The organism is Shinella yambaruensis, assembly GCF_050859155.1.
Lineage (GTDB): Bacteria > Pseudomonadota > Alphaproteobacteria > Rhizobiales > Rhizobiaceae > Shinella > Shinella yambaruensis.
In genome coordinates, this window is record NZ_CP150642.1 from 182,696 (window position 1) to 208,046 (window position 25,351).

General features: G+C 63.1%; 24 protein-coding genes and 4 pseudogenes. 11 read left to right on the top strand and 17 right to left on the bottom strand.

Annotated features, from left to right (window positions below; genetic code table 11):
- The first annotated feature begins 35 nt into the window (after positions 1 to 35).
- Positions 36 to 695, top strand: coding sequence for a histidine phosphatase family protein (locus tag WMC41_RS30330; RefSeq protein WP_432349847.1), 660 nt, complete (start codon positions 36 to 38; stop codon positions 693 to 695).
- A 76-nt stretch (positions 696 to 771) separates the two neighbouring features.
- Here WMC41_RS30330 and WMC41_RS30335 read toward each other — a convergent pair.
- Together WMC41_RS30335 and WMC41_RS30340 are read right to left on the bottom strand one after the other, a co-directional pair.
- Positions 772 to 909: pseudogene (locus WMC41_RS30335) on the bottom strand (IS3 family transposase); the annotation flags it as partial.
- A 214-nt stretch (positions 910 to 1,123) separates the two neighbouring features.
- The gene (locus tag WMC41_RS30340; protein WP_432349848.1) at positions 1,124 to 1,474 is read right to left on the bottom strand and encodes a hypothetical protein; all 351 of its coding nucleotides are present in this window, start codon (positions 1,472 to 1,474) and stop codon (positions 1,124 to 1,126) included.
- 38 nt (positions 1,475 to 1,512) lie between these two features.
- Here WMC41_RS30340 and WMC41_RS30345 point away from each other — a divergent pair.
- Both WMC41_RS30345 and WMC41_RS30350 read left to right on the top strand, forming a co-directional pair.
- Positions 1,513 to 1,716: pseudogene (locus tag WMC41_RS30345) on the top strand (IS3 family transposase); the annotation flags it as partial.
- A gap of 42 nt (positions 1,717 to 1,758) precedes the next feature.
- The gene (locus WMC41_RS30350; RefSeq protein WP_432349849.1) at positions 1,759 to 1,896 is read left to right on the top strand and encodes a hypothetical protein; all 138 of its coding nucleotides are present in this window, start codon (positions 1,759 to 1,761) and stop codon (positions 1,894 to 1,896) included.
- A 124-nt stretch (positions 1,897 to 2,020) separates the two neighbouring features.
- Here WMC41_RS30350 and WMC41_RS30355 read toward each other — a convergent pair whose 3' ends face one another.
- From WMC41_RS30355 to WMC41_RS30410, 12 genes are all read right to left on the bottom strand, one after another.
- Positions 2,021 to 2,761: an ABC transporter ATP-binding protein gene (locus WMC41_RS30355; RefSeq protein ID WP_432349850.1), complete on the bottom strand. Its 741-nt coding sequence runs from the start codon at positions 2,759 to 2,761 to the stop codon at positions 2,021 to 2,023.
- On the bottom strand, positions 2,758 to 3,609 hold the full coding sequence (locus WMC41_RS30360; protein ID WP_432349851.1) for an ABC transporter ATP-binding protein: 852 nt from the start codon (positions 3,607 to 3,609) through the stop codon (positions 2,758 to 2,760). Before WMC41_RS30360 ends, WMC41_RS30355 begins: the two co-directional genes overlap by 4 nt.
- The gene (locus tag WMC41_RS30365) at positions 3,606 to 4,502 is read right to left on the bottom strand and encodes an ABC transporter permease (protein WP_432349852.1); all 897 of its coding nucleotides are present in this window, start codon (positions 4,500 to 4,502) and stop codon (positions 3,606 to 3,608) included. Before WMC41_RS30365 ends, WMC41_RS30360 begins: the two co-directional genes overlap by 4 nt.
- 9 nt (positions 4,503 to 4,511) lie before the next feature.
- Positions 4,512 to 5,561 (bottom strand): ABC transporter permease, encoded by a 1,050-nt coding sequence (locus tag WMC41_RS30370; protein WP_432349853.1) that lies wholly within the window; start codon positions 5,559 to 5,561, stop codon positions 4,512 to 4,514.
- Positions 5,562 to 5,644: 83 nt separating this feature from the next.
- A complete protein-coding gene (locus WMC41_RS30375) occupies positions 5,645 to 7,231 on the bottom strand; it encodes an ABC transporter substrate-binding protein (protein ID WP_432349854.1) in 1,587 nt (528 codons plus the stop codon).
- Between the two features lie 261 nt (positions 7,232 to 7,492).
- Positions 7,493 to 7,993 (bottom strand): helix-turn-helix domain-containing protein, encoded by a 501-nt coding sequence (locus tag WMC41_RS30380; RefSeq protein ID WP_432349855.1) that lies wholly within the window; start codon positions 7,991 to 7,993, stop codon positions 7,493 to 7,495.
- A 182-nt stretch (positions 7,994 to 8,175) separates the two neighbouring features.
- Positions 8,176 to 9,963 carry an aminopeptidase P family protein gene (locus WMC41_RS30385; protein ID WP_432349856.1) on the bottom strand — a complete coding sequence of 596 codons (1,788 nt, stop codon included), beginning with the start codon at positions 9,961 to 9,963 and terminating at the stop codon, positions 8,176 to 8,178.
- 27 nt (positions 9,964 to 9,990) lie between these two features.
- A complete protein-coding gene (locus tag WMC41_RS30390) occupies positions 9,991 to 10,986 on the bottom strand; it encodes an ABC transporter ATP-binding protein (protein ID WP_432349857.1) in 996 nt (331 codons plus the stop codon).
- Positions 10,983 to 11,987, bottom strand: coding sequence for an ABC transporter ATP-binding protein (locus WMC41_RS30395; RefSeq protein ID WP_432349858.1), 1,005 nt, complete (start codon positions 11,985 to 11,987; stop codon positions 10,983 to 10,985). The genes WMC41_RS30390 and WMC41_RS30395 overlap by 4 nt, the downstream gene beginning before the upstream one ends.
- A gap of 1 nt (position 11,988) precedes the next feature.
- Complete coding sequence (locus WMC41_RS30400) at positions 11,989 to 12,855, bottom strand: ABC transporter permease (protein WP_432349859.1); 867 nt, start codon at positions 12,853 to 12,855, stop codon at positions 11,989 to 11,991.
- On the bottom strand, positions 12,852 to 13,793 hold the full coding sequence (locus tag WMC41_RS30405) for an ABC transporter permease (protein WP_432349860.1): 942 nt from the start codon (positions 13,791 to 13,793) through the stop codon (positions 12,852 to 12,854). The genes WMC41_RS30400 and WMC41_RS30405 overlap by 4 nt, the downstream gene beginning before the upstream one ends.
- A 74-nt stretch (positions 13,794 to 13,867) precedes the next feature.
- Positions 13,868 to 15,445 carry an ABC transporter substrate-binding protein gene (locus tag WMC41_RS30410; RefSeq protein ID WP_432349861.1) on the bottom strand — a complete coding sequence of 526 codons (1,578 nt, stop codon included), beginning with the start codon at positions 15,443 to 15,445 and terminating at the stop codon, positions 13,868 to 13,870.
- Between the two features lie 221 nt (positions 15,446 to 15,666).
- On the opposite strand from WMC41_RS30410, the gene WMC41_RS30415 reads away from it, so the two are divergent.
- On the top strand, positions 15,667 to 16,284 hold the full coding sequence (locus WMC41_RS30415; protein WP_432349862.1) for a helix-turn-helix domain-containing protein: 618 nt from the start codon (positions 15,667 to 15,669) through the stop codon (positions 16,282 to 16,284).
- A 280-nt stretch (positions 16,285 to 16,564) separates the two neighbouring features.
- Here the strand turns inward: WMC41_RS30415 and WMC41_RS30420 are convergent, their stop codons facing one another.
- The gene (locus WMC41_RS30420) at positions 16,565 to 17,221 is read right to left on the bottom strand and encodes a TetR/AcrR family transcriptional regulator (RefSeq protein WP_432349863.1); all 657 of its coding nucleotides are present in this window, start codon (positions 17,219 to 17,221) and stop codon (positions 16,565 to 16,567) included.
- A 71-nt stretch (positions 17,222 to 17,292) separates the two neighbouring features.
- On the opposite strand from WMC41_RS30420, the gene WMC41_RS30425 reads away from it, so the two are divergent.
- Positions 17,293 to 18,024 (top strand): SDR family oxidoreductase, encoded by a 732-nt coding sequence (locus WMC41_RS30425; protein ID WP_432349864.1) that lies wholly within the window; start codon positions 17,293 to 17,295, stop codon positions 18,022 to 18,024.
- Positions 18,025 to 18,034: 10 nt separating this feature from the next.
- Here WMC41_RS30425 and WMC41_RS30430 read toward each other — a convergent pair whose 3' ends face one another.
- Positions 18,035 to 18,802 carry a DUF6766 family protein gene (locus WMC41_RS30430; RefSeq protein WP_432349865.1) on the bottom strand — a complete coding sequence of 256 codons (768 nt, stop codon included), beginning with the start codon at positions 18,800 to 18,802 and terminating at the stop codon, positions 18,035 to 18,037.
- A 145-nt stretch (positions 18,803 to 18,947) separates the two neighbouring features.
- On the opposite strand from WMC41_RS30430, the pseudogene WMC41_RS30435 reads away from it, so the two are divergent.
- From WMC41_RS30435 to WMC41_RS30460, 6 genes and pseudogenes are all read left to right on the top strand, one after another.
- A pseudogene (locus WMC41_RS30435) lies at positions 18,948 to 19,914 on the top strand (SDR family oxidoreductase).
- Positions 19,915 to 20,017: 103 nt separating this feature from the next.
- The gene (locus WMC41_RS30440; RefSeq protein ID WP_432349866.1) at positions 20,018 to 20,884 is read left to right on the top strand and encodes an SDR family oxidoreductase; all 867 of its coding nucleotides are present in this window, start codon (positions 20,018 to 20,020) and stop codon (positions 20,882 to 20,884) included.
- A 97-nt stretch (positions 20,885 to 20,981) separates the two neighbouring features.
- Positions 20,982 to 22,796, top strand: a complete 1,815-nt coding sequence (locus WMC41_RS30445) for a YbhB/YbcL family Raf kinase inhibitor-like protein (RefSeq protein ID WP_432349867.1) — start codon at positions 20,982 to 20,984, stop codon at positions 22,794 to 22,796.
- Positions 22,796 to 23,965 carry a zinc-dependent alcohol dehydrogenase gene (locus tag WMC41_RS30450; RefSeq protein WP_432349868.1) on the top strand — a complete coding sequence of 390 codons (1,170 nt, stop codon included), beginning with the start codon at positions 22,796 to 22,798 and terminating at the stop codon, positions 23,963 to 23,965. The genes WMC41_RS30445 and WMC41_RS30450 overlap by 1 nt, the downstream gene beginning before the upstream one ends.
- Before the next feature lie 63 nt (positions 23,966 to 24,028).
- The gene (locus tag WMC41_RS30455; RefSeq protein WP_432349869.1) at positions 24,029 to 24,262 is read left to right on the top strand and encodes a DUF2934 domain-containing protein; all 234 of its coding nucleotides are present in this window, start codon (positions 24,029 to 24,031) and stop codon (positions 24,260 to 24,262) included.
- A gap of 4 nt (positions 24,263 to 24,266) precedes the next feature.
- A pseudogene (locus WMC41_RS30460) lies at positions 24,267 to 24,673 on the top strand (HD domain-containing protein).
- A 20-nt stretch (positions 24,674 to 24,693) separates the two neighbouring features.
- On the opposite strand, the gene WMC41_RS30465 reads toward WMC41_RS30460, so the two are convergent.
- Positions 24,694 to 25,275 (bottom strand): cysteine hydrolase family protein, encoded by a 582-nt coding sequence (locus tag WMC41_RS30465; protein ID WP_432349870.1) that lies wholly within the window; start codon positions 25,273 to 25,275, stop codon positions 24,694 to 24,696.
- Between the last annotated feature and the right edge of the window lie 76 nt (positions 25,276 to 25,351).

The window sequence follows — 25,351 nt, forward strand, 5'->3', positions numbered from 1 at the left end:
GGCGGCGAAAGTTCCCCCATGCAAAGGTTTGATTCATGACTGAAACCCTGCCCACCCTCCTCGTCATCCGCCACGGGGAGACCCAATGGAACGTCGCCGGACGCCTGCAAGGAAGCCGCGACACGCCGCTGACCGTCAATGGCATGCGTCAGGCGCAGGCCGTCGCCGTGCGGCTTTCGGAAACCGTGGCGGACATGACGGATGCGGCGTTCTGGGTCAGCCCTCTCGGCCGCGCCCGGCAGACGGCTTCCATCCTCGCCGATATCTGGTCGCTGCCCTTCGAGCGCTTCGCAGAGGCGTCCCTGTTGGCCGAGCGCTGCTACGGCGTCTGGGAAGGGCGCCTGCATGGCGAGATCGAGCGGGATCTGCCCGAGCAATACAATGCCCATGCCGCCGATCCGTGGGATTATTCCATGCCCGGCGGGGAGAGCCGCACGGCGCTGGCCGAACGGCTGCGGGAATGGCTGCGCTCCCTCGACCAGACCCGCCCGCATGTCGCTGTCACCCATAGCGGCTGCCTGCGCGCCTTGCGCGGCATCTGCACGAAAGAACATGCTGATGAAATGCTCGCCTACAGGGAGCCGCAGACCGCGGCCTTTCTCTCGGAAGGCTTATCGGGACGTATGCTTAAAGTTCCTGCGGCGACCCTTCGTGCTTTCGGTTGCGAAGGGGAGGGAAAAACTGTTTGGATTTAGCTAAATCGAAACCGGGCCTATATCACTTCCGCGCCGCAGTTCGAGAAGGACATCAAACACGGTTGCGACTCCGTCAGAGGTGACGTGCCTCGCAGCCGATCCTAACCGCGAAAAACGAAACGGTAGACCACCGTGAAGGGTGTTCTGTCTCGTGATCCGGCATCATGCGTATGGCACGTTCGCGGACTTCAGGTGACAACTTGTTCGTTGTCATGCTCCTATCGGATCCACTTTCTCAGAAGTTGAAGCTTGAGGTAAATCCGGCGCGGTTTAATTCATTGTGAAGCTCTACACCCAATAAGCGCCTCGAGGATCCGAAGCAGATCGCTTCGAACATTGGCAAGACCATTTGCAGAGAGTGCCTCAAGCCCGATCAGCGCGCCGTAGAGCGCGCCGGCACCGCTGCGGCTCTCAACTGACGAAAATCCTCAATGACTGAGAAGGCCGGAGATATAGTCAAGGCGGCGTCCGTCGACGGACTTGAGGATCATTGCCGCAGTGGCGTCGAAGCGCGCCCACTCACGGATTGCGCCATCCGTTAGCAAGCCGCCATAGGGAAGGCTGCGTTCGTCGGTCGCGGCATACACTAGCAACCGCAATCGCACTTGCGCCGGTGCTTCCGCGGCTTCGATTTCCGCGATGACAGCGTCTGTCGCTTCACGCGCCCAATGGGCAAGCATCTTTGCCTTCAGGTCCGGCACATCCTTGAAATGCCAATAGAAGGAGCCTTTGCTAACCTTCAGGTCGCGGGCGATCGCCTCAGCGCGGATCGCCTGCACGCCGCCATTCGTCAGTGCGCGGAAGGCGGCCTTGATCCAATGTCTGGGATAATGCTGCGATGGAGAGCTTCTTCTCGTCGCTGAAAACCGAGCGAACAGCCCGCAAGGTCTACAGGACGAGGGATGATGCCAGGGCAGACGTGTTCGATTACATCGAGCGCTTCTACAATCCCCGGCGACGGCACTCGACACTGGGCTATATGAGCCCGGTCGAGTTCGAGGAGAAAGCTATGTTAGCTTAACCAGGTGTCCGAAAAACCGGCAGCAGGCCAGTCACTGTTAGTGTGGGCATCTCCACTATAGATGAAGCTGGCGGCGCTCGAGCATTAATCGAGATAGCAGACGCGCGACTCTATGCCGCTAAGCTTGCTGGTCGAAACCGCGTGATCGGCGGGGCCAATACCGCGTGTCTCGCCCACTAATCTAAACTCTCGTGTTGATTGCTTGAACTTCCAAGTCGCCTGCGAGACGATAGGCAAATACTTCATTGAGAGTTTTTCCGTGCCAGAGCGCTGTTAATCAATGTGTTCAGAGCACATCACTTAGTTAAACGGTCTTCAAATGGCGATGGCTCGCCTTGAATAGGGTGCGCGTATAGTCGCTCTGCATGTCGCCGGCGCGCAACTGTTCGCGCGTCAGCGTTTCCACCGAGCGGGCGTTCTGCATCACCATCAGCCGGTCGCACATGTAGGAGATGACCGCGAGGTCGTGGCTGACGATGACGAAGGTAAGGTTCAGCTCCCGGCGCAGGCGGTTCAGCAGGTTGAGGATTTCGGCCTGCACGGAGACGTCTAGTGCCGAAGTCGGCTCGTCGAGCAGCAGCACCCTAGGAGAGAGCGACAAGGCGCGGGCGATGGCGACGCGCTGGCGCTGGCCGCCGGAAAGCTCGTGCGGGAAGCGGAAGCGGTGCTCCGCCGTCAGGCCGATCATCTCGAGAAGCTCGATGGTGCGGCCGCTTGCATCGGGGATGCGGTTGATCCGCATGGGTTCGGCGATCGCCTCGCCGATCGTGTAGCGGGGGTGGAGCGAGGCATAGGGATCCTGAAACACCATCTGCGCGATGTGCACGAGATCCTGCCGCCGGTCCTTGCGCACATCGATATCCGAGATGCGGATATCGCCGCTCCAGTCGCGGTTGAGGCCCATGACGGTGCGTAACACGGTCGATTTCCCCGAGCCGCTTTCCCCGACGAGGCCGAAACTCTCGCCTACCGCGACCTGAAGGTTGAAGCCGTCGACGGCGATGGCGCTGCCGAAGCGGACGGTGAGATCGTCGATGCGGATCATGGGCGGGCCTCCTCCCAGCTGGCGGCGCGCTCGAGGGTCGGCAGTGGTGTCAGCGGGCCATCGATGGCGGGCAGGCATGCCAGCAGCCCTTGCGTATAGGGATGCTGCGCCTCGTCCATGCGCCGGGCATCCAGCGTCTCGGCGATGCGACCGGCATACATGACCAGTACCCGGTCGCAGAAGCGCGAGACGAGGTTGAGGTCGTGGCTGATGAAGATCAGTCCCATGCCGCGCCGCTTGACCTGCTCGTCCATGATGTCGAGCACCTGTGCCTGCACGGTGACGTCGAGGGCGGAGGTCGGCTCGTCGGCGATCAAAAGTTCCGGTTCGCGCACCACCATCATGGCGATCATCACGCGCTGGCCCATGCCGCCGGAAAGCTCGTGCGGATAAAGGTCGTGGACGCGCTCCGGCGAGCGGATATGCACGGCCTCCAACACTTCCAGCACCTTTCGGCGCACGGCCGCGCGCGGCAGCGAGCGATCACCGAGCCGGATGGCCTCGGCGATCTGTTTTCCGACCGTCATCACCGGGTTGAGCGAGAATTTAGGGTCCTGCAGGATCATGCCCATGCGATTGCCGCGCAGCTGGCGGCGAAGGCGCGGCGGGGCGGCGAGAAGATCGATGCCGGCAAAGGACATGGCATCGGCCTCGACCCGCGCATGGGCGGGCAGGACGCCCATCAAGGCGCGGCTGGAAAGGCTCTTGCCCGAGCCGCTTTCGCCGACGATGCCGAGCTTTTCCCGGCCGAGGCGGAAGGACACGCCCTTCACCGCCTCGACGAGGCTGCCCCCTTCGCCGGCAAAGCCGATGCGCAGGTTTTCGACGTTCACGAGTGCGTCGGTCATCCGCGCCTCCTCAGATGCGGGTCGAGCAGGTCGCGCATGGCGTCGCCGAGCAGGTTGAAGCCGAGGCTGACGATGAAGATTGCAAAGCCGGGCATGGTCGCCACCCACCACTGGTCGAAGATGAACTTGCGGCCGGTAGAGATCATCGCGCCCCATTCCGGCAGCGGCGGCTGTGCGCCGAGGCCGATAAAGCCGAGGCCGGCGGCCGTCAGGATGATGCCGGCCATGTCGAGCGTCATGCGCACGATGACGGAGGAGATACACATGGGGATGATGTGGCGGAAGACGATGCGGAACTCGGACCCGCCGGCAAGCCTGATGGCGTTCACATAGTCGCTGTCGCGCACGATCAGTGCTTCGGCGCGCGCCAGCCGCGCATAGGGCGGCCAGGCGGTGAGCGTGATGGCGAGGGCCGCATTAACGATGCCGGGGCCGAGCGCGGCGACGAAGGCGAGCGCCAGCAGCAGTTTCGGCACGGCGAGGAAGACGTCGGTGATGCGCATGAAGACCGCATCGACCCAGCCGCCCGATGTGCCCGCCACCGCACCGATGATAAGGCCGATGGGGGCGGAGGTGGCGACGACCAGCCCGACGATGAGCAGCGTCAGCCGCGCGCCGTAGAGGATTCTCGTATAGATATCGCGGCCGAGTTCGTCCGTGCCGAGCCAATTTTCGGCGCTCGGCGGCAGGAGACGATGGGTGAGTTCGGGGAGATAGGGATCGTGCGTCGCCAGCAGCGGCGCGAAAATGGCGGCAAGCAGCAGCAGGCCGAGAATGGCAAGGCCGAGCATGCCAAGTGGATTGCGTGCAAAGCGCCGCGCGAAGGGCTGCAATTCCCGAAGGCGGACCTGGAGCAGCGCCCGGCGGCTGTCGTTTTGAACGAGGACGGTCATGGCGGCCTCCTACCGGCGACGAAGGTTGGAGCGCGGATCGAGCATCTGGTAGATGACGTCCGAGACCATGTTGAGCAGGATGAAGACGGCGCCGACGAGAACCGTGCCGCCGAGAACGGCGTTGATATCGGCCCTGAACAGCGACGAGGCGATGTAGTTGCCGATGCCGGGCCAGGCGAAGACGGTCTCTACCAGCACGGAGCCTTCGAGCAGGCCGCCATAGGATAGGGCGATGACCGTCACCAGCGGGATGGCGGCGTTGCGCAGCGCGTGCAGCATGACGACGCGATATTCGGTCGCCCCCTTGAGGCGCGCTGTCAGCACGTATTCGCGCGAGAGTTGGTCGAGCATCATCGAACGGGTCATGCGCGATATATAGGCGAGGCTGTAGTAGCCCAGCAGCAAGGCCGGCAGCACGATATGGCTCCAGGCGTTGGCGAAGACTTCCCACTCCCCCGCGATGGTAGAATCGATGAGGATCGACCCCGTCACCGGCTTGACGATGCCCTGGTAGAAGACATCGATCTGCCCCGGCCCGGACACCCAGTCGAGCCGTGCGTAGAAAATGAAGAGGCCGACAAGGCCGAGCCAGAAGATCGGGACGGAATAGCCGATGAGGCCGATAAAGCGGATGAGGTAGTCCGGCCAGCGGTCATGCCAGTAGGCGGCGGCGACGCCGGCGGGAACGCCGACGAGCGTGCCGATGAGCAAGCCGAGGGTTGCCAGCTCCAGTGTCGCAGGGAAGAAGCCGGCAAGGTCCGACAGGACGGGCCGATTGGTGACGAAGGACGTGCCGAAATCGCCCTGCACCAGCTTGCCGGCATAGAGCAGGAACTGCTGCCAGACCGGTTTGTCCAGCCCCATTTCGAGGAAGACGCGCTGGTAAACCTCCTCGCTGGCCTTTGGCCCCACCACCGAGATGACGGGGTCGATGGGCACGATGCGACCGATGCAGAAGGTGAGCGCTGCAAGGCCGATCAGCGTGATGCCGACGGTGAGCGCAAGGCTGAGAATCCGCCCGCCGATGGCGAGGACGCGGTTGAGGAGAACTTCCGGCACGAACCACTCCGGTTGCTTGCTGTCGATCGGCCGTCGGCCGCAGGAGGATCAACCAGCCCGCGGCCGACGTCTGGTTCGATACCTTACTTGGTGACGTTCCAGTAGCGGTCGTCGGAGAAGGTCTGCCCGAGCACGAGGCCCTTGACGGAGCTACGGATACCGACCTTGCGGACCTGCTGGAACATGTAGAGGAACGGCGAGGTGTCGGTGTGCGTCTTCTGCAGCGCCTCATACATGGCGCGGCGCTTGTCCGTGTCCTTTTCGCGCACCGCGGCCATCGCATCCGGCGAGAGCTTTCCGGCATCCCAGCCGAAGCGGTCGGCAAGACCGGTCGAGCCGTCAGGCGCATCCTTCTTGTTGACGGCGAAGGCCTTGGCGTTGGAATGCGGATCCGGATAGTCGGGACCCCACAGGCCGAACCAGATGTCGAGGCTTGCCGAGCGGTAGCGCTCCAGCCATTGCTGGCCGTCGACCACTTCGAGGTTCAGCTTGACGCCGGCTTGCGCCATCGTCGCCTGGATGGCCTGGGCGAAGTCCGTATAGGGCGGCGTGTTCCAGACGACGGAGTTGAGCGTGAATTCACCCGAGACGCCGGCGTCGCTCAGCAGCGCCTTGGCCTTCTCGATGTCTAGCTTGTAGGGATTGTAGTCGATCGCGCCGAGAAAACCCTTCGGCACAAGCGTCTGGTGCACTTCCATCGTGCCGCGCGAGATCGTGTCGGCGATGCCCTGGTAGTCGACGAGATATTTCAGCGCTTCGACGACCTTGGGCTTGGCGAGGTGCTCGTTGCGGACATTGAGGCCCATGTAATAGATTGTGCCGGAAACGCCGTTGGCGAAGCCCACATCCGCATTGCCTTCCAGCGCGGTGAAATCATCGGGGCCGAGCCTGTTGGCGATGTCGATGTCGCCCTTTTCCAGAAGCAGGCGCTGGGCCGCGCTTTCGGGAATGTGCTGGAGGAAGATTCGCTCCAGCCCGCCCGTCTCGCCGGTATAGTTCGGGTTGCGGGTGAGCATGATCGACTGCTTCGGTTCCCAGCGCGTCAGCACATAGGGGCCGGAGCCGGCGGAGTTTTCTGATTTCAGCCAGGCATTGCCGAAGTCGCCGTTGACCTCGTGCTCCTGCACCAGCTTGGAATCGACGATGCCGCCGACATAGGAGGAGAGGCAGTAATAGAGGAAGGACGGCGCATAGCTGTCGCCGATCTCGATGACCAGCGTCATGTCGTCGGTCGCCTTGATGCGATCCTTGACGTTCTCAGGCGTGAAGCCGAACTGGGTGATGATGAAGGCCGAGCGCGACTTCATCTCCACGACGCGGCGCAGCGAATATTCAGCGTCTTTGGCGGTGACCGGGTTGCCGGAGGCGAATTTCAGGCCGGGACGCATCTTGAAGGTGAAGGTCTTGCCGTCCTCGGATGCCGTCCAGCTTTCGGCGAGCACGCCGATAATCTTGCTGCTGTCGTCGGGCGCGACCGTGACAAGCGGCTGGTAGATCTGGTTCGATGTCAAGACGCCGCCGGTTTCCGACACCTCGCCCGGATCGAGCGTGATGATGTCGTCGATGGTATCGGCGACGACGAGCGTGTTCTTGGGCGTTTCCGCAAGGGCAGTCGAGGCCGCAAGGGCCATCGCCAGCATCGTGCCGCTGATCAATTTGTGTAGGCGCATGTTTCCTCCTTCAGTCGGGCAGGATTCCACCTGCTTGCCGCCTGCTCCCGTTTCGCCATTCTTGAAATGCCACGGCCCGATGTGCATTGCGCCCGCTGCCGAATTCTCCTCACACTTCGCCTTGCGGCGCGACCCGGCGCCCTTCCCCGCTGGTTTGCGCTCTATGTCGCGCCACAAGACTTTAGTGATGCTAAAGTTTCTCGCGAAGTTGTCAATCGCCTAATGGAGAAAATCGCGCAAAAACGAACGGCCCGGATTGCCTTAACGGCCGGGCAGGATCGGCGTCGTGCCGACCCAGAGTTCGCGCGCCGGAGAGGCGCCGATATTGCGGGCGCGGTGCGGCAGCGAAGCGGGGAAATGCAGGGTGTCACCGGTCCTGAGAACGTATTCCTTGCCACCCACTTCGTAGAGCATTTCCCCCTCGATGATGAAAAGGAAGTCTTCGCCCTCATGCCGCGTCAGTTCCGAAACGTAGCCGGGCGGCATATGGGTGATGCAGCTGTTGAGCTGCGCTTCGGGAAAGCCGCGCTGGAGCAGGTGATACACACGCTCTTCCTTGTAGAGACTATAGTCCGGCAGCTCGGCCGCGTCGGAAACTATCGAATGATCGCGCTGGGGCACCTGCGCCAGGAGGGTGTCCACGCTGGTCTCAAGCGTCGAGGCGAGATTGTAGAGCGAGATCAGTGACGGCGTCGAAAGTCCGCGCTCGATTTGGGTGATGAAGCCTTCGCTGAGGCCTACCTGTTCAGCAATCTGCCGCATCGTCTTGCCTATTTCCTGACGCCGCCTCCGCAGCGCGCGGCCCATGGAGGTTGGAGAGGCCGCGTTGGTAGGGGAGTAAGTGTCTCCCTTTTCATCGAAACTCATGTGAGCGATCCAAACTTGACGATGCACGATGGTACGCGAATTAATCCAACTGAGACACGAGGGCGACGCTCCAGAAATCAGAGATCCAAAATAGATGCGGTCCTGGCAGCGAGCCATGCCGCAGCTTCGCCATCGAGCAGACCGCCCATCGCAGCCGCGACCTCGGCATGGTAAGCGTCGAGCCAGCGGCATTCGGCTCCCGTCAACGCGCCGAGATCGGCAAGGCGAAGGTCGATCGGGATGAGGGTCAGGGTGCGGAAGCGCAGGAAACCGTCCGGCTCGCTCACCACTTCCACCTGATTCTCGATGCGGATGCCGTATTCGCCCGCCTTGTAGTAGCCGGGCTCGATGGTCGTCACCATGCCCGGCGTCAGCACGATCTCGTTGATGCGCCGGTCGAAGCGCTGCGGCAGCTCGTGCACCGAGAGGAAATGGCCGACGCCGTGACCGGTGCCGTGGTCGTAGTCGAGGCCGAGATCCCAGAGCGGGCGGCGGGCGAAGGCATCGAGATGGTGGCCGCAGGTGCCGGCGGGGAATTTCAACGCCATCATGGAGATGAAGCCCTTCAGCACCGCGGTATAGCGTTGGCGTATCTCGTCGCTGACGGGGGCAAGGGCGGTGGTGCGCGTGGCGTCCGTCGTGCCGGAAAGATATTGCCCGCCCGAATCGAGCAGGTAGACGCCCTTCTCGGTGATCGGCGCATTGCTCGCGGTGCTGGCCGCATAGTGGCACATGGCGGCGTTGCCGGCCGAGGCGGAGATGGTGCGGAAGCTCGGTTCGACGAAGTCCCCCGCCATCTGCCGGAAGGCGAGAATGCGCTCTTCCGCCTCCAGCTCGGTTATCGGCCTGCCGCTTGCCGCACGGGTCGCGCCGTGTTTCTCCAGCCAGGCGAAGAAGCGGATCCAGGCTGCGCCGTCGAACTTGTGGCAATCGCGAAAGCCGGCAAGCTCCGCCGGGTTCTTGACCATCTTGGCAAGCGTGACGGGGCTGCGGTTCAGCCGTACCCGGCCGCCGGCTATCCGCGCCGCATGGGCGACGGCGGAGGGAGCGAAGGCCGGGTCGAGCAGCAGCGTGCGCTCCGGCGCTGCGTTGCGCACACGCTCCAGCAAACTTTTCGGTTCCGCCATCGCGACGCCCTGGAGCTCGAAATCGGAAAGATCGTTCGGCAGCTTGCGGTGATCGACCAGCCACTCGGCAGTGCCGGAGCGGTCGAGGATGAGGAAACTCTGCGGCATCGGGTTGAAGGCGACGTCGGAGCCGCGCACGTTGAGGAACCAGGCGATGTTGTCCGGCTGCGTCTCGACGAGGAAATCGGCCCCCTCATCGGCGAGCGCGGCGGCGATGCGCCGCTTCTTCTCCGCAACGGTTTCGCCGGAGCGGGCGAGGGGAAAGGCGGTGATCTTGCCGAGCGGGCGTTCGGGCTGGTCCACCCAGATCGCGTCGACGAGATCGTCCGTCACCGACACCCAGTGCGCGCCGGCCGCCTTGACAGAGGCACCGCAATCCGCGTCCCAGGTGGAGGGCAGCAGCATGGCGTTGAAGCCGACGCGCTCGCCGGGGCGAAGGTTCGTGCGCAGCCAGTCCTTCAGCGGCGCGTCGTAGAAATGCTGGATGGCGAAGATGCCCTCATCGATCTCCGCGCGCACCTGCACCTGATAACGTCCATCGACGAAGATCGCCGCGCGGTCGCGCATGACGATGGCGACACCCGCCGAGCCGGTGAAACCGGTGACATGGGCGAGGCGGTTGTCATGGGCGGCGCAATATTCGCCCTGATGCTCGTCGAAGCGCGGAACGACATAGCCGTCCAGCCCTTCTTCAGCGAGTTTTGCGCGCAGGGCGGCGACGGGGGATTTCGAGGTCATGGCATTTTCCTTGGGAAGCATGGTGTTTCAGGCATCCGCCAGCACATCGGCGAAATGGCAGGCGCTCCTGCCCGCGCCGGCGGGGCGGAGCACCGGTTTTTCGCGCCGGCAGATATCCGCCGCGTGCGGGCAGCGCAGGTGGAAGGGGCAGCCCGGCGGCACATCGAGTGGCGACGGAAGCTCACCGGTAATGGCCGGCCCCCGCCGGCGCTTCGCCGGATCGAGCGAGGGCGCGGCGGCAAGCAGCGCGCGGGAATAGGGATGGCGCGGGCTGGAGAACAGCGCCTCCGACGGGCCGATCTCGACGATGGCGCCGAGATAGATGACGGCGACACGGTGCGAGACATGGCGCACGAGCCTCAGATCATGCGCGACGAACAGCACGGTGAGGCCAAGATTGTCCTGCAGCTCCATCAGGAGATTGACGACCTGCGCCTGCACGGAAACGTCGAGCGCCGAGACCAGCTCGTCGGCGACGAGGCAGCTCGGCTCAAGCGCCAGCGCCCGGGCGATGCCGATGCGCTGGCGCTGGCCGCCGGAGAATTCGTGCGGATACTTGTCCGCCGCCCCATCGGGCAGGCGCACCAGATCGAGCAGCTCGTCGACGCGCCGGCCGATCTCCGCCCCCGCGCGCATGCCATGCACGGTGATCGCCTCTTCCAGCGTATCACGCACCGTCATGCGCGGGTTGAGCGAGGTATAGGGATCCTGAAACATCATCTGGACGCGGCGATTATAGGCGCGGCGTTTTGCGCCCTTCAGGCCGACGACGCTCTCGCCCTCGAACAGGATATCGCCCGCCGTCGGCCGGTTGAGGCCGGCGATGCAGCGGGCGAGCGTGGACTTGCCGCAGCCGGATTCGCCGACGATGCCGAGCGTTTCGCCCGCCATGACGTCGAGTTCCACGCCGTTCAGCGCCGAGACGATCTTTTGCGGACGGCGCGCCAGCGTGTCGGAGAGCGAGCGCGCCTTGGCGAAGGTCATCGACAGATCGCGGATGGAGAGGATCGGGGCATTGTTCATTGCGCGGCCTCCCGGAGATTGAAAAAGGCCGCAGCTTCGGGAACCCGGTGGCAGGCGGCAAGCCCGCCGCCGGCAAGCGCGGCAAGAGATGGCCGGACATCCCGGCATTCGGGCCCCGCGACGGGGCAGCGCGCGGTAAAGGCGCAACCCTCTGGCATCGCCGCCAGCGACGGCGGCGCGCCGGGAATGGAATAGAGCGGTGTTCGCGGCGGTACGTCGCGCGGAATGGAGCGCAGGAGGCCGAGCGTATAGGGATGGCGGGCATTGCCGATGACGTCTGCCGTCTCACCCGTCTCGCAGAGCCGGCCGCCATACATGACCGCGACGCGGTCGCAGGTCTCCGCCACCACGGCCATGTCGTGCGTGACGAGGATCATCGCCATGCCGAGATCGGCGGCGAGCTGCTGGATGAGGCGCAGGATCTGGTCCTGGATCGTCACGTCGAGCGCGGTCGTCGGCTCGTCCGCCAGAAGCAGGCGCGGATTGGAGGCGAGCGCGATGGCGATCATCACGCGCTGGCGCATGCCGCCGGAAAATTCGTGCGGGAAATCGCCGAGCCGGCTTTTCGCGGCGGGAATACCGACCATGTCCAAGAGCTCAACCGCGCGCACCTTGCGGGCGCGGGCGTCGAGACCGGTATGGGCGGCGAGATTCTCCTCGATCTGCAGGCCGACCGTCAGCAGCGGGTTGAGCGAGGACATCGGCTCCTGGAAGATCATGGCGATCTGCCGTCCGCGCACGGCGCGCATGGCGGCTTCGTCGAGGCCGGCGAGGTCCCGACCCTTCCAGAGGATATTGCCGAAGACGCGGCCGCGCGGCTGGACGATGCCGAGAATCGAGCGCAGCGTGATGCTCTTGCCCGAGCCGGATTCGCCGACGAGGCCGAGGATTTCGCCTTCGCGCACCTGGAACGACACGTCGTCGACGGCGACGAGGGGGCGGTCGGCCGGGCCGAATTCCGTGCGCAGGCCGCGCACGTCGAGAACGACGGGTTTTTCCATCTTATCGTCCTTTCGGGCGAAGCAGGTCCGCCAGCGCATCGCCGACGAGGCTGAAGCCGAGGCCGGTGAGCACGATGGCGATGCCGGGCGTCAGGCTCATCCACCACGCGGTCATCAGGAAGTTGCGGCCCTCGGCGATGAGCACGCCCCATTCGGCGGCCGGCGGCTGCGCGCCGAGGCCGAGATAACCGAGCGAGGAGCCGAGCAGGATGGCGAGCGCCATGTCGGTCATCCAATAGACGATGACGGGCGAGATGGCGTTGGGCAGCAAGTGGCGGAAGATGATGCGGCGGTCGGAATAGCCGAGCACGCGGCCGGCGGCGGCATAGTCGTTGGCCTTCTGCGCCATGATTTCCGCGCGGGTCAGCCGGGCGTAATAGACCCAGTTCACCGCCGTGATCGCCACATACATGTTGACGAGGCCGGGGCCGAGCACGGCGACGATGGCGATGACCAGGACGAGGAACGGGAAGGTGATGATGGCATCGACGCAGCGGCCGAAGATCATGTCCGCCACCCCGCCGTAATAGCCGACGAAGGCGCCGACCGTGACGCCGATGACCAACGCGAAGATCGTCGCGAAGAAGGCCATCTGCATATCGACCGAATAGGCCCAGATGACGCGCGAGAGCATGTCGCGGCCGAAATTGTCCGTGCCGAAGGGATGCGCGAGGCTCGGTCCCTGCTGGATTGCATTGAGATCGAAGGCCAAGGGATCGTAGGGCGCGAGCACCTGCGGGAAGATAGCCAGCGCCAGCGACAGAAGAAGGATGACGAAGCCGGCGACGAAGGCGGGCTTGCGGAAGGCACGGGCGAGGAAGGCCTTGAGCCGCGACGGCCGAGCGGTGGAGAAGGTGACGGCACTCATGACTGGCGAAGCCTCGGATCGAGCCAGGACTGCACGACATCCGTCAAAAGGAAGACGACGGAGACGAGCACGGCGAAGGTGAGTGTCAGCCCCTGGATGAGCGGGTAATCGCGCGCGAAAATCGCCTCCAGCATGAGGCGGCCGACGCCCGGCACGGCGAAGACGGTTTCCGTCACCAGCGTGCCGCTCATCAGGTTGCCGATGGAAAGGCCGAGCAGCGTGACTGTGGAGACCATGGCGTTGCGCAGCACATGGCGGGTCATGATGATGCGCGGCGACAGGCCCTTGGCGCGGGCGAACTGGACATATTCGGCGTCCAGCACCTCGATCAGCGAGGCGCGCAGGTTCCGCAGGATGATCGCCGACGTATAGAGCGCGACCGACAGAGCCGGCAGGATGAGGTGGTAGAGATTGTCGAGAAACGTCTCACCATAACCGCCGACCGGGAAAAGCCGGAGTTTCGCCGCAAGCACCGTGAGCAGCAAGAGGCCGATATAGAAGACCGGCATCGACAGGCCGACCTGGAAGATGCTGCGGATGGTGATATCGACCGCGCCATTCGCCCGCGCCGCCGCAAGGAAGGCGAGCGGCCCGGCAAGACAGATGGCGAGCACGACGGAATAGAGCGCAAGGAAGATCGTCGTCGGCAGGCGGTCGACGATGACGTCGGCGACGGGCGCCTTCAGCATGATCGAGCGGCCGAGATCGCCGGTCAGCGTGTTCTTGACGAAGACGACGAACTGCACCGGCAGCGGCTGATCGAGGCCGAGATTGCGGCGGATCTGCTCGATCTGCGCATCGGTCGCCTTGGCCTCGGCCATGGCGATGGCCGGATCGCCCGGCAGGAGGCGCACGAGAAGGAAGATGAAGACCATCACCAGAAGGAAGGTGGGAACGATCTGCACCAGCCGCGCCAGAAGATAGGAAAGCGAAGGCATGGGATAACCTCATGCCGCCTGCCGTGCACCCCAGGATGCGCGACAGGCGGCTTTCAAGCATTTCTCAGGTCAGATCACTTGGCGCGCCAGGCTTCAGAAAAATCGTTGGCGCCGAGCGGGGTCTGCACATAGCCTTCGACGGAGCGCGAGACGGCGGTGGCGAACGGCGTCTCGAAGAGGAAGAGCAACGGGGCTTCCGTGGCGTAGATCTCTTGCATGCGCTTGTATTCCTCGCGGCGCTTGTCCGGATCGACTTCGGAATTCGACTTTTCGAAGAGTTCGTTGAATTCCGCATTGTTCCAGCCCGTGCCGACGGCCTGGCGCTGCTTGTAGTAGCCGAGCCAGCCGGTGACCTGCGCCGGGTCGTTCACGTCGTTCGCCCAGCCATAGGTGTGGATGTCGAAGGCGCCGGAGCGGTTTTTCTCGCCGCGCGTCGGGTTGTCAACCTGCTCGACGGAGAGGTTGACGCCGAGCGGCGCCCACATCTGCTGGAGCGCGGTGAAGAGCGTGGCGTCGTCGGCGCTGCCGGCGAGCGTCGTCAGCTTCACCTCGAAGCCGCCGGAAAGCCCGGCTTCGCCAAGCAGTTCCTTGGCCTTGTCAGGATTGTAGGGATAGAGCGGCTCGGGGCCGTAGTGGAGCTGCGTGGCGGCCGACATCAGCGAGGTCATCGGCTTGCCGGTGTCGAAGGTGACGAGCTTGATCAGCACGTCCTTGTTCGTCGCATAGTTCAGCGCCTGGCGCACCTTGACGTCGGAAAGCGGGTTCTTCGCGCCGTCCGCCTTGGTCTCGCGGGTGTTGATCGGCGCGTAGACGATGCGGGTCGAGGGGAAGAGCTCCATCTTCAGGTTGGCGTCGGCGCTGAGCTCCCCGACGCGGGCGAAGGGAATGAACTCGGCTGCGTCGACTTCGCCGGCCTGCAGCTTCAGGATGCGCGTCGCGTCGTCGGGGATGACGACGAAATTGACTTCGTCGAGATAGGGCAGCGGCTTGCCGTCCTCGCCGGCGCGCCAGTAGTTCGGGTTGCGGGCGAAGGTCATGCTGGCGCCCTGCACCCGGCTCTTCAGCGTGAACGGGCCCGAGGTGACGGGATTTCCGGCGAAATAGGCCTGCGCCTTTTCCTGGTCCGTCGCGCCGGCCGCCTTTTCGAAGGCCGCCTTCGAGACAATACCGGTGTTGAAGGTGGCGAGGATCGACAGGATCGTCGGGTCGGGCTGCTTCAGCGAGAGGGTGATCGTGTTGTCTTCGGCCTTCACGCTTTCGACGGAGCCGAGCAGGCCGGCCCAGGGGCCGAGATCGGGATTGCGCGCGCGATCGAGCGAGAAGACGACGTCCTCGCCCGTCAGCGGCGAGCCGTCGGAGAATTTCAGGCCCTCGCGCAGCGTCAGCGTGATGGTCTTGCCATCCGCCGAGACGTCATGGCTTTCGGCAAGGCCGGCGACGACGGACCCGTCGGGGCCGTTGCGCAGCAGGGTTTCGTAGAGCGCATTGATCAGCCAGAGGTCGGGGTTCCGGTCCGCCCAGACGGGGTCGATGATCGCCGAATCGTCATAGCGGGCGAAGGCCATCGATCCGCCGCGCTCGATGGCGAGTGCGGACGTGGCGACCGCTAGGCTCAGGCTCGCGCCCAGCAGGATCGGCAGAAAACGCTTCATTTCATTCCTCCTCGTTGATTCGACGATATCTGCACGTCATAGTCTGGATATTGGATCCAATGTCCTTGGCTAGGACCGATCCTGAACCGGACTAAAGTGACCGCCAATTTGTTTGTCCCCCTTAAAAATCGGCAGCTAGCGCTATAGGCTTTGTGGCTTGCGCAACCGACTTTAGCTGTACTAAAGTCAATCGCGCGGTACAAGTCAAGCGGAAAGCCATGATGACCCTCGACAACGAAAATACGCGCGGCACGGATGTCGAAAACACCGGCGAAGACATGCCGGCACCGGCAGCGCTCGGCCAAATGTTGCGCAAGCGGCGCAAAGACATAGGCAAGACTATGAAGCAGGTGGCGCAGGAAGCCGGGCTGACCGAAGGCTTCATCAGCCAGATCGAGCGCGGGCTTTCGACGCCCTCACTGATCTCGCTCTACAATGTCGCCAATGCGCTCGACACCAGTGTTGACACGTTCCTCTCCCAGCCGTTGCGCCATGGGCACTCCATCGTGTCTCATGCCGGCGAACGGCCGGGCTACAATGTCACGACGACGAACCGGGTCTACGAACTCCTCGAGCGCGGCTTCCCGGGCGCGCTGCTGAATGGCTGCATCACACAGATTCCAGAAGGTTATGTCTCGGAGCTGACAAGCCACGAAGGCGAAGACTTCATCTATTTGATAGAGGGGGAAGTCCTCTACGAGGTGGACGGCAAGGAATATCGGCTAACGGCGGGCGACACGCTGCATTTCCCCTCGAAGCTGCCGCACCGGGCCCGCAACATCGGGAAGGGCCCTGCGCGTGAACTGTGGGTCGGGACCACACGAATTGTTGGTTCGTAAATCAGGTTGTGAATCAGGCCCAGTTGTGTGTCCACAGGTGGTGTAGGTCGGCGCTAACAAAACCGCTCGCGAGCGGGCCCTTAACGGCGCCGTTGCGAGCAGGTTCTCCAGCAGGTTCGAGGTTGCTAACATTAACCTGATCCGAAGGAATCGCCGATGACCGAAGAGGTGGCTCGGATATCTGAACAGGTTCGAGCGTCTCGTTAAGAGAATTTCCGCCTTATGCCGTCACAGGCTTAGATCGGCGGTTCAGTGAAGACGTGCTAACCAACTGCGGCCTTCAAACCACCTGGATCGGCGCATGCATCTCACCGCCTGCCACAGCGAGGTAAGCGAGACACATGCGTCTCATCTCATCACGAATGGCGTCCTGGTCTGAAGGTGGCAGGTTGCGTTCGAAGACATTCCTGACCGTTCCGAAGATGACGGATAGAAGTGTCAAGTTGACGAGGCTGATATCGTTGTAGCGAGCATTTGGGGCGCTTAACAGCATCGCCTTGGTCGCGGCATCCATGCGTTTGGCGAAAGCATCAATCAACGCCTCATTATCCAGCTCGACCGCCGAGCTATAGAGCGCGCGCGTGACATCGCTGCGCTCCGTCTTTGCTTCCCAGTATGCGGTAATGAGGGCCTCGATCATCTCACCTGTCGGCCGGCCATGAAGCTTGCGGCAGGTCATTTCCACGCGTTCTGCCAATCTGTCCAGATAGCGTTCGTTGAGCGCATAGAGCAAGGCCTGCTTGTGCGGAAAGTATTGGTACATGGTGCCGACCGAAACGCCCGCGCGCTCGGCAACCCTGGTGGTCGTCAGGCGATGGGTTCCCTCCTTGATCAAAACCTGAATAGTCGCTTCGAAAATCGCATCGATCGTCGAGTTGGAGCGGGCCTGACGCGGTGTTTTCCGGGCTTTGAGATGGCGTGGTGGGGAGACGTCCATATGCGAATCCAAAACGCGAATCATCCTTCATATATTTAGCCGTGCATGCTCCCAATATGCAAAGGTGATTTATGACGGATCGAATGAAAATCGCGCTCGTGACGGGCGCTAACAAAGGCATAGGCTTTGAGATCGCACGGCAACTGGCGCAAACCGGTGTCATGGTCATGATGGGCGCCCGCGACAAGTCGCGGGGACGGGCCGCGGCGGATGAACTGGCGCGAGACGGTCTGGCGGTGGAGCCGATTGTCATTGATGTGAATGACGAAAAGACCATCGCCGCCGCTGCTGAGGAGATCGCGGCGCGGCATGGTCGGCTCGACATTCTGGTGAACAATGCCGGCATCGTCGACGGCGCGGACGGGCCACCCACGCTTGGAACTGTCGCTGCGGCCCGACGGCTGATGGAAACGAATTTCGTCGGCAGCCTGGCCCTCACGCAGGCCATGGTGCCGCTGCTGCGCAAATCCGCGGCCGGTCGCATCGTTAACCTGTCCACGACGCTCGGCTCACTTCAGGTCAATGGGGATCCGACATCGCCCTATTACGAGGCGCGACTGATCGGCTACAATGCCTCCAAGGCGGCGCTGAACATGCTGACGGTGCAGCTTGCCGCGGAACTCAAGGGTACGTCCATTGTCGTGAATTCCGTTGCGCCGGGCTATGTGCAGACCGATCTTACCGGCGGCAATGGCCACATGACGCCTGCGGAAGGCGCGCGGCTGCCGGTCCAATATGCGCTGCTGGGCGAGGGCGCCGTCTCCGGCCAGTTCGTCGCACCGGAAGGCCCCGTCGCCTGGTGATGGTGCCACCTCAGGGCCGGCTCTTGCCGGCCCTACCAAGCCCGTACGTCCGCCGACCCGGCTGCAACAACCCCAGGACTTGCGCATTAATCGGCAGCACCCTGCTGGAAAAAACACCGATCGCATCGAGAGAAGAGGTTATGACCGAGACATCAGCTCCTGCCCTTTCGGAAGCGTCTGGCGGCGTCAGACCCGCCCACGAAGAAGCGCTTTCGACGGAAAGCGGAGTGCCGGAGCGCACGTCGCCACGCGGTCTGGAGCAGTTCATCGCCGGTCGAACGCTGCTCAGCGGAGACAGCCTGGCGTGGCGTTGTGCGTCCAGGGTCGCGGCGCGAGCGCTCTCCAGCAAGTGCAAGGCAAAGCTCAGCAGGAATAAGGTGAATAGCGCTATTCCAAGCGAATACGCGTAAAGCGTTCGGCCGAGACCACCCGCCCGCACACTTTTCGGAGTGCCGGGTCGCCCGATTTGATCAGCGGGTTTCAGGTCATGCTCTTCAATCTGATCAGGGTCTTTGGATTCTGCGGAACCCCGCTGAAACAGAAATGCCGTCAGAACGACGTACGCCGACATCTGAAGGAACTCACTTTCCCAGTTTTCGAAAAGTGCGGATAGGAAATGGCCGCTGGCGACATAACTGGCGAAAGTAGTGGCAGGCAGGCGATGTTCAGCCAGCTCCTCGTTGTAAACCGATAGCCCGCTCACCGTCATACCGACCAACGTTCCAATCGTGGCGGCGACGAGCACGATGGTCAAACCGTTGTCTCGAACAAACTTCATCGACCTACTCCGTGAATGACTGGTTCTCCAAACCGGTGCGGAACGGCGTTGTTCCTCAACGGAGCGTTTTGTCCGTCGCACCTTCTCGGACGGAACCTTTCGAGGTCCTGCCGGTTCGATTGCCATTCTTGAAAGGTGAAGAGTTATGGCGAAAGAACTTGCGGATGCAGTCGTGGTGATAACCGGTGCGTCGAGCGGCATAGGCCAGGCGACGGCTGAGGCTTTTGCCAAGGCATGGGAGCCGGCTCATACTGGCTGCTCGAAACGGCGAGGCTCTTTCGCGGGTGGCGCATGCTTGCAACCGGCTTGGTGCGGAGGCGCTACCGGTCATTGCCGACGTCGGTGACGCCACATGTGTCAAAGCTCTCGCTGAAAAGGCATTGGCCTTCGGGCGGATCGACTTCTGGATCAGCAATGCAGGCGTTGGCGCGGTCGGGCGTTTCGAGGAAACGCCGATCGAGGCTCATGAACAGATCATTCGAACCAATCTCTTAGGCCATATCAACGACGCCCATGCCGTTTTGCCGATTTTCCTTCGGCAGCAACGCGGTGTCTTCATAAACATGATCTCGCTCGGGGGCTTCGCCGCCGCGCCGTTTGCAACCGCCTACAGCGCCAGCAAGTTTGGGCTACGCGGGTTTTCCGAAGCGCTGCGAGGTGAGCTTGCGGACCGGCCCGGCATTCATATCTGCGAGGTTTACCCGGCTTTCGTCGATACGCCCGGCCTGCGACATGGAGCGAACTACGTCGGCCGCGAGATCACCGCGCCACCCCCGTTAATCGATGCGCGTGACGTGGCGGAGGCTATCGTTCGCGTGGCGCGTTTCCCACGTGCGACGACGACCGTGGGGGCCGTGACGAGTGTCTCCAGGCTCGCGCATCTGCTTGCGCTCGATCTTACCGCACGCATTCTGGCACGCGGGATGGCCAGCTATTTCAAGCGCGCACGGCGCGTCGCCACGGGCGACGGCAATCTCTACCACCCTTCAGCGGATGCAGCCCATATCGATGGAGGGCTGAGATCGCCTCACCGTGCTAGCCGAACGGTGCTGATCGCACTGACAGGCATTGCGCTGCTCGGCTTCCTTGCTGCCAGACGCAGCCGACGATGATTTTCGGCGGCCGTTGCCACTCGTTGCCACGCCAGCCCAAAGCGCGGGAACATCTCCTACTCAGTCGAGTTGGCTAGTTGAGCGTTGAAAACTGGAGAATACCATGAGCGACGACGAACGCCGGCCGTTTCCGCCGCAGCCGGAACAGAAGCAAACGCCCCCCGGTTTGACAAAAGCCATGACGCCCCCACCCGACCATGGTGAAGAGAGTTACATCGGGTCGGGCCGCCTCAAGGGAAAGGTTGCGCTGATCACAGGCGCCGATTCTGGTATCGGCCGCGCCGTGGCCATCGCATTTGCCCGCGAGGGCGCAGATGTCGTCGTTTCCTATCTGAGCGAAGATGAGGATGCAATTGAAACGGCTCGCTGGATCGAACGGGAGGAGCGACGAGCGCTTGTCCTTCCGGGCGACATAAGCACCGAAGAGCACTGCGCCCACCTCGTGCGCCAATGCATCGAGAACTTCGGGCAGCTCGACGTCCTCGTCAACAACGCCGCCTTCCAGCGCACCTATGCCGATATCGGAGATATCAGCGCAGCAGAGTGGGATCGAACGTTCCGAACCAATATCTATGCTCCGTTCTTTCTCGCCCGCGCCGCGATACCGCACATGAAGCCCGGCAGCTCGATTATCAACACGACGTCTATCCAGTCGCGTCAACCATCGCCACATCTGCTCGCCTATGCATCGACAAAGGGTGCGATCTCGAATTTCACGGCCGGTCTGGCCGAAATGGTGGCCGACAAGGGCATTCGGGTGAACGCCGTGGCGCCAGGGCCGATCTGGACGCCCCTCATTCCGTCCACCATGCCGCCGGAGAAGACGAAGGATTTTGGCAAACAAGCCCTGCTTGGCCGCGCCGGCCAACCAGCCGAACTGGCGGGCGCATACGTCCTGCTCGCCTCCGACCTCGGCAGTTACATGACGGGCGCCGTCATTCCCGTGACGGGCGGCGAAATCATGATCTGAACGGCCGCTGCTCAACAACGTGCCTGCGGTGCGGATAGTATGCCCGCACCGCTTATGCGCAGGCAAAGCCTTAGGCCTAGAAACCGGAGATTTGTATATGGACACGTTCAAGAACCTGCGCCTCCCGGCCTGTGCTCTCTTGTTTCTCTTGCCCGCAAGCGCGCACGCCCAGATCAAGGGCGAGATTGGCCGCGCGTCGGACGTGATCATCGAGGGTTCAATTCTGGAGCCGGAAAAACTCCAGATGGGCGACGACGACAAGCTCACAGATCTCATTAGGGCGCCGGACGGCTTCAAGGTCGAGGTTTTTGCGCGCGATCTTGTCAATCCGCGCATGCTTGCGGTGTCCGATACCGGCGTCCTCTATGCCACCCGCCGCTCCGTCGGCGACGTCATCATGCTGAAGGATGCCGATGGCGACGGCAAGGCCGACGGCGCGGTGACGGTCGCCAGTCGCCCGGGCATGCACGGCATCGCCTTCGATGGCGGCAAAGTCTTCCTCGTGACGATCCACGATGTCTATACGGCCGATGTCAAGGAAGACGGTACATTCGGTCCTCTGACACGTATCATCAATGATTTGCCCGACGCCGGCCAGCATGCCAACCGCACTCTCGCCGTTGGGCCAGACGGCATGCTCTATATCTCCTCTGGCAGCACCTGCAATGAATGCCAGGAGGACAATCCCGAAAACGCGGCTCTTCTGCGCGCCAGCAAGGACGGCAAGAGCCGGACGATATTTGCGAGCGGTCTCAGGAATACGATCGGCTTCGACTGGGAGACGACGACGGGCGCCCTCTACGGCGTCGACCACGGCATCGACTGGCTCGGCGACGAGGTGCAGATCGAGGAGCTCAATCGTCTCGAACAGGGCAAGAAATACGGCTGGCCCTATGTCTACGGCATGAGCGGCCTCAACCCGCATATCGATCCGCCGGAGGGCATATCGCTGGAGGATTGGGCACGGCAGTCGACCGAACCGGTGCTCGGCTACACGCCGCACAGCGCACCGATGCAGATGGCCTTCTACGACGGCAGCGCCTTCCCGCAGGACTATCGCGGCGATGCGTTTGTCGCCATGCGCGGCTCGTGGAACCGCCGTCCGCCGAGCGGCTACGAGGTGGTCCGCATTAACTTCGAGAGCGGCAAGCCCGTCGCCTTCGAACGCTTCCTGGAAGGCTTCCTGCAGCAGCAGGAGAACGGCAAATACGGCTATCTCGGCCGCTTGACGGGCGTGGCCGTCGGCAATGACGGCGCGCTTTTTGTCGCCGACGACAGCAACGGCGTCGTCTATCGTGTCACCCACGAGGGCGGGCAGCAGGCGGCGGCGGGCGAGGCGAGGACGATCCCCAACGCCGTCGCCGAACAGCCCGCGTCGAAGATCGCGCTCGACCTTGTCGAGGCGAAGGGCGAGCAGCCGATCGCAGTGAGAGGGGCGTTCCCGGCCGACCAGCCGATTCCGCTCCAGTATGCCGCCGACGGCGACAATGCGTCCCCGGCGCTGGAATGGGACGGTGGGCCCGAGGGCACGAAGTCCTACGTGGTCATCGTGGACGATCCGGATGCCGATAAGCCGAAGCCGTTCACCCACTGGCTGGCCTACGACATCCCCGGCGATCTGACGAAACTGCGCGAAGGCCTCCCCGCCACGCCGATCCTGCAGGAGCCGGAAGGTCTGAAGCAGGGCGCCAACAGCCGGGGATCGATCGGCTATACGGGACCGAAGCCGCCGGTCGGCGATCCCGCGCATCACTATCACTTCCAGGTCTTCGCCCTCGATGTCGAGACGCTCGGGATCGATCCCGGAGCGACGCGGGATGCGGTGCTGGCGGCGATGGAGGGGCGTGTGCTGGCCGAGGGCGAGATCGTCGGCACTTTCGAGCCCCCGGCAGCCGGGCAGGAGGACGAGTGATGAAAGCATTGACTTGGCACGGCAAGAGCGACATCCGCTGCGAGAGCGTTCCGGACCCGAAGATCGAGGACGGCCGTGACGCGATCATCAAGGTGACGGCCTGCGCGATCTGCGGCTCGGACCTGCACATCTTCGACGGTGTCATCCCCTCCATGCAGCACGGCGACATCGTCGGCCACGAGACCATGGGCGAGGTTGTCGAGGTCGGGGCGGACAACAAGGCGCTGAAGGTCGGCGATCGGGTCGTCGTCCCCTTCACCATCGCCTGCGGCGAATGCTTCTTCTGCAAGCGCGGCCATTATTCCGGTTGCGAGCGCTCGAACCCGAACCGCGACAAGGCGGCGAAGCTCTGGGGCAACTCGCCGGCGGGGCTGTTCGGCTATTCGCACCTGCTCGGCGGCTTCAGCGGCGGGCAGGCGGAATACATGCGCGTGCCCTACGCCGATGTCGGCCCGATCAAGGTGCCGGACGGGCTGACGGACGAGCAGGTCCTCTTCCTCTCCGACATCTTCCCGACCGGCTACATGGCGGCGGAGTTCTGCGACATCCAGCCGGGCGACACGATCGCGATCTGGGGCTGCGGCCCGGTCGGGCAGATGGCGATCCGGAGCGCCTTCCTGCTCGGCGCGGAGCGGGTGATCGCCATCGACACCGTGCCGGAGCGCAAGGCGCTGGCAGAGCAAAGCGGCGCGCTCGTCCTCGATTTCCGCACCGAGGACATCTACGACCGCATCATGGAACTGACGGACGGCCGCGGCGCCGACGCCTGCATCGATGCGGTCGGCACGGAGCCCGACACCATGTCCGGCCTCGACGCGCTGGTCGACCGCGTCAAGGTCGCGACTTTCATGGGAACGGACCGGCCGCATGTGCTGCGCCAGGCGATCCATTGCTGCCGCAACTTCGGCACGGTCTCCATCGTCGGCGTCTATGGCGGCTTTCTCGACAAGATCCCGATGGGCTCGGCGATCAACCGGGGCCTGACGTTCCGGATGGCCCAGACGCCCGTCCAGCACTACCTGCCGCTGCTCCTGGAGCGGATCGAGCGCGGCGAGATCGACCCCTCCTTCGTGATCACCCACCGCGCCGGGCTGGAGGACGGGCCGGAACTCTATAAAACGTTCCGCGACAAGAAGGACGGCTGCATCAAGGTCGTCCTCAAGCCTTAAGGACGGGCGCACTTTGGGCCCTTCCAGCATCACCATAAACATAGCAAGGCGAGGAGAAAATCGATGACGGATACGGATCGAAATGAACAAATCCGCCGACGTGCCTATTGGATCTGGGAAGAGGAGGGGTCTCCCGTTGGTGAAGACCTGCGCCACTGGTCGATGGCGGAAGCGGAATTCGAGGCTTCGCAGGAGGGCTCCTACGGGGACAGCGCCTCGACAGAGGCACCAGCCGTGGAAATATCGACCGGAAATGAGCCCGCTCGGAAGAAAATCAGGAGAACCGAAGGACCTTGACGCTGTGAACCACCTCGATCACGCAATGCTGGTCGCCCAGTCCGCGCACGAAGGTCAGTCCGACAAGTCCGGACAATCCTATTTCGAACACTGCCGGCGCGTCGCCTCCTCCGTCACGGATGATACCGAAAAAGTCGTCGCCTATCTGCACGACGTGGTCGAGAAGGGCAATGGATGGACGTTGGACCGCCTGAGAGAGGAGGGGTTCTCTCAGACGTCGTCGGTGCGGTGGATGCCATGACGCGACGGCCGGGCGAAGAGTGGGAAGCCTTTGTCCGCCGGGCCGCTTCAAATCCCGTGGCAAAGCCCGTCAAGCGGGCGGATCTGGAAGACAATCTTTCGCAGATGCAGACGATCGGGGAGGATGGTGAGAAATATCTGCGCGCCCTTCGTCTCGTCGCAGAGCTCTGAAGCCCTTGCCGTGCGGGCGACTAGCCGGAAACCGACGACAGGAACGCCTCGGTCGGCACGGCCTGCAACTGCGCGGTGAAGCGGCTTTCGAGCAGCTTCAGCGAGGCGTCATGCGTCTCGTCCGTGCCGCTGCAGACGGCATCGGTCAGAACGATCACGCGATAGCCGAGATCGACGGCGCCGAGCGCAGTGGCGAGAACGCAGACGTCGGTTTCTCCGCCGGTGATGACCAGCGTATCGACGTCGAGCCCTTTCAGAAAGGCGTCGAGCCGTCCATCGATCCAAGGGGAATAAGTCCGCTTGTCGAAGACGATGGCGGGGGGCGTGAAGGCGGCGAGTTCCGGAAGAAGACCGTACATCTCGGCCGGCAGGTGCTCGGCCGTCATCATCCACCACTTTTCGTAATAGGCACGCCACATGCCATGCGCATTGGCGGGACGCGCCGGCGGCAGGAAGCGGGAGAAGATCGTGCGCTCGGCATGACGGTCCGCGATTTCAAGGATCTGCGGTGAGACACGCTCCATCCAGGACACCTTCCAAGGCATATCCTCGGCGAACATGCGCTGCATGTCCACGCAGATATGTCGCCACTTGCCGTACATCGTCGCTCCTATCGCACCGTACAGGCCGGTCGCGTCTCGCCCCGCAGGGTTGGGCGGAGATATCGTTTCTCCGCCC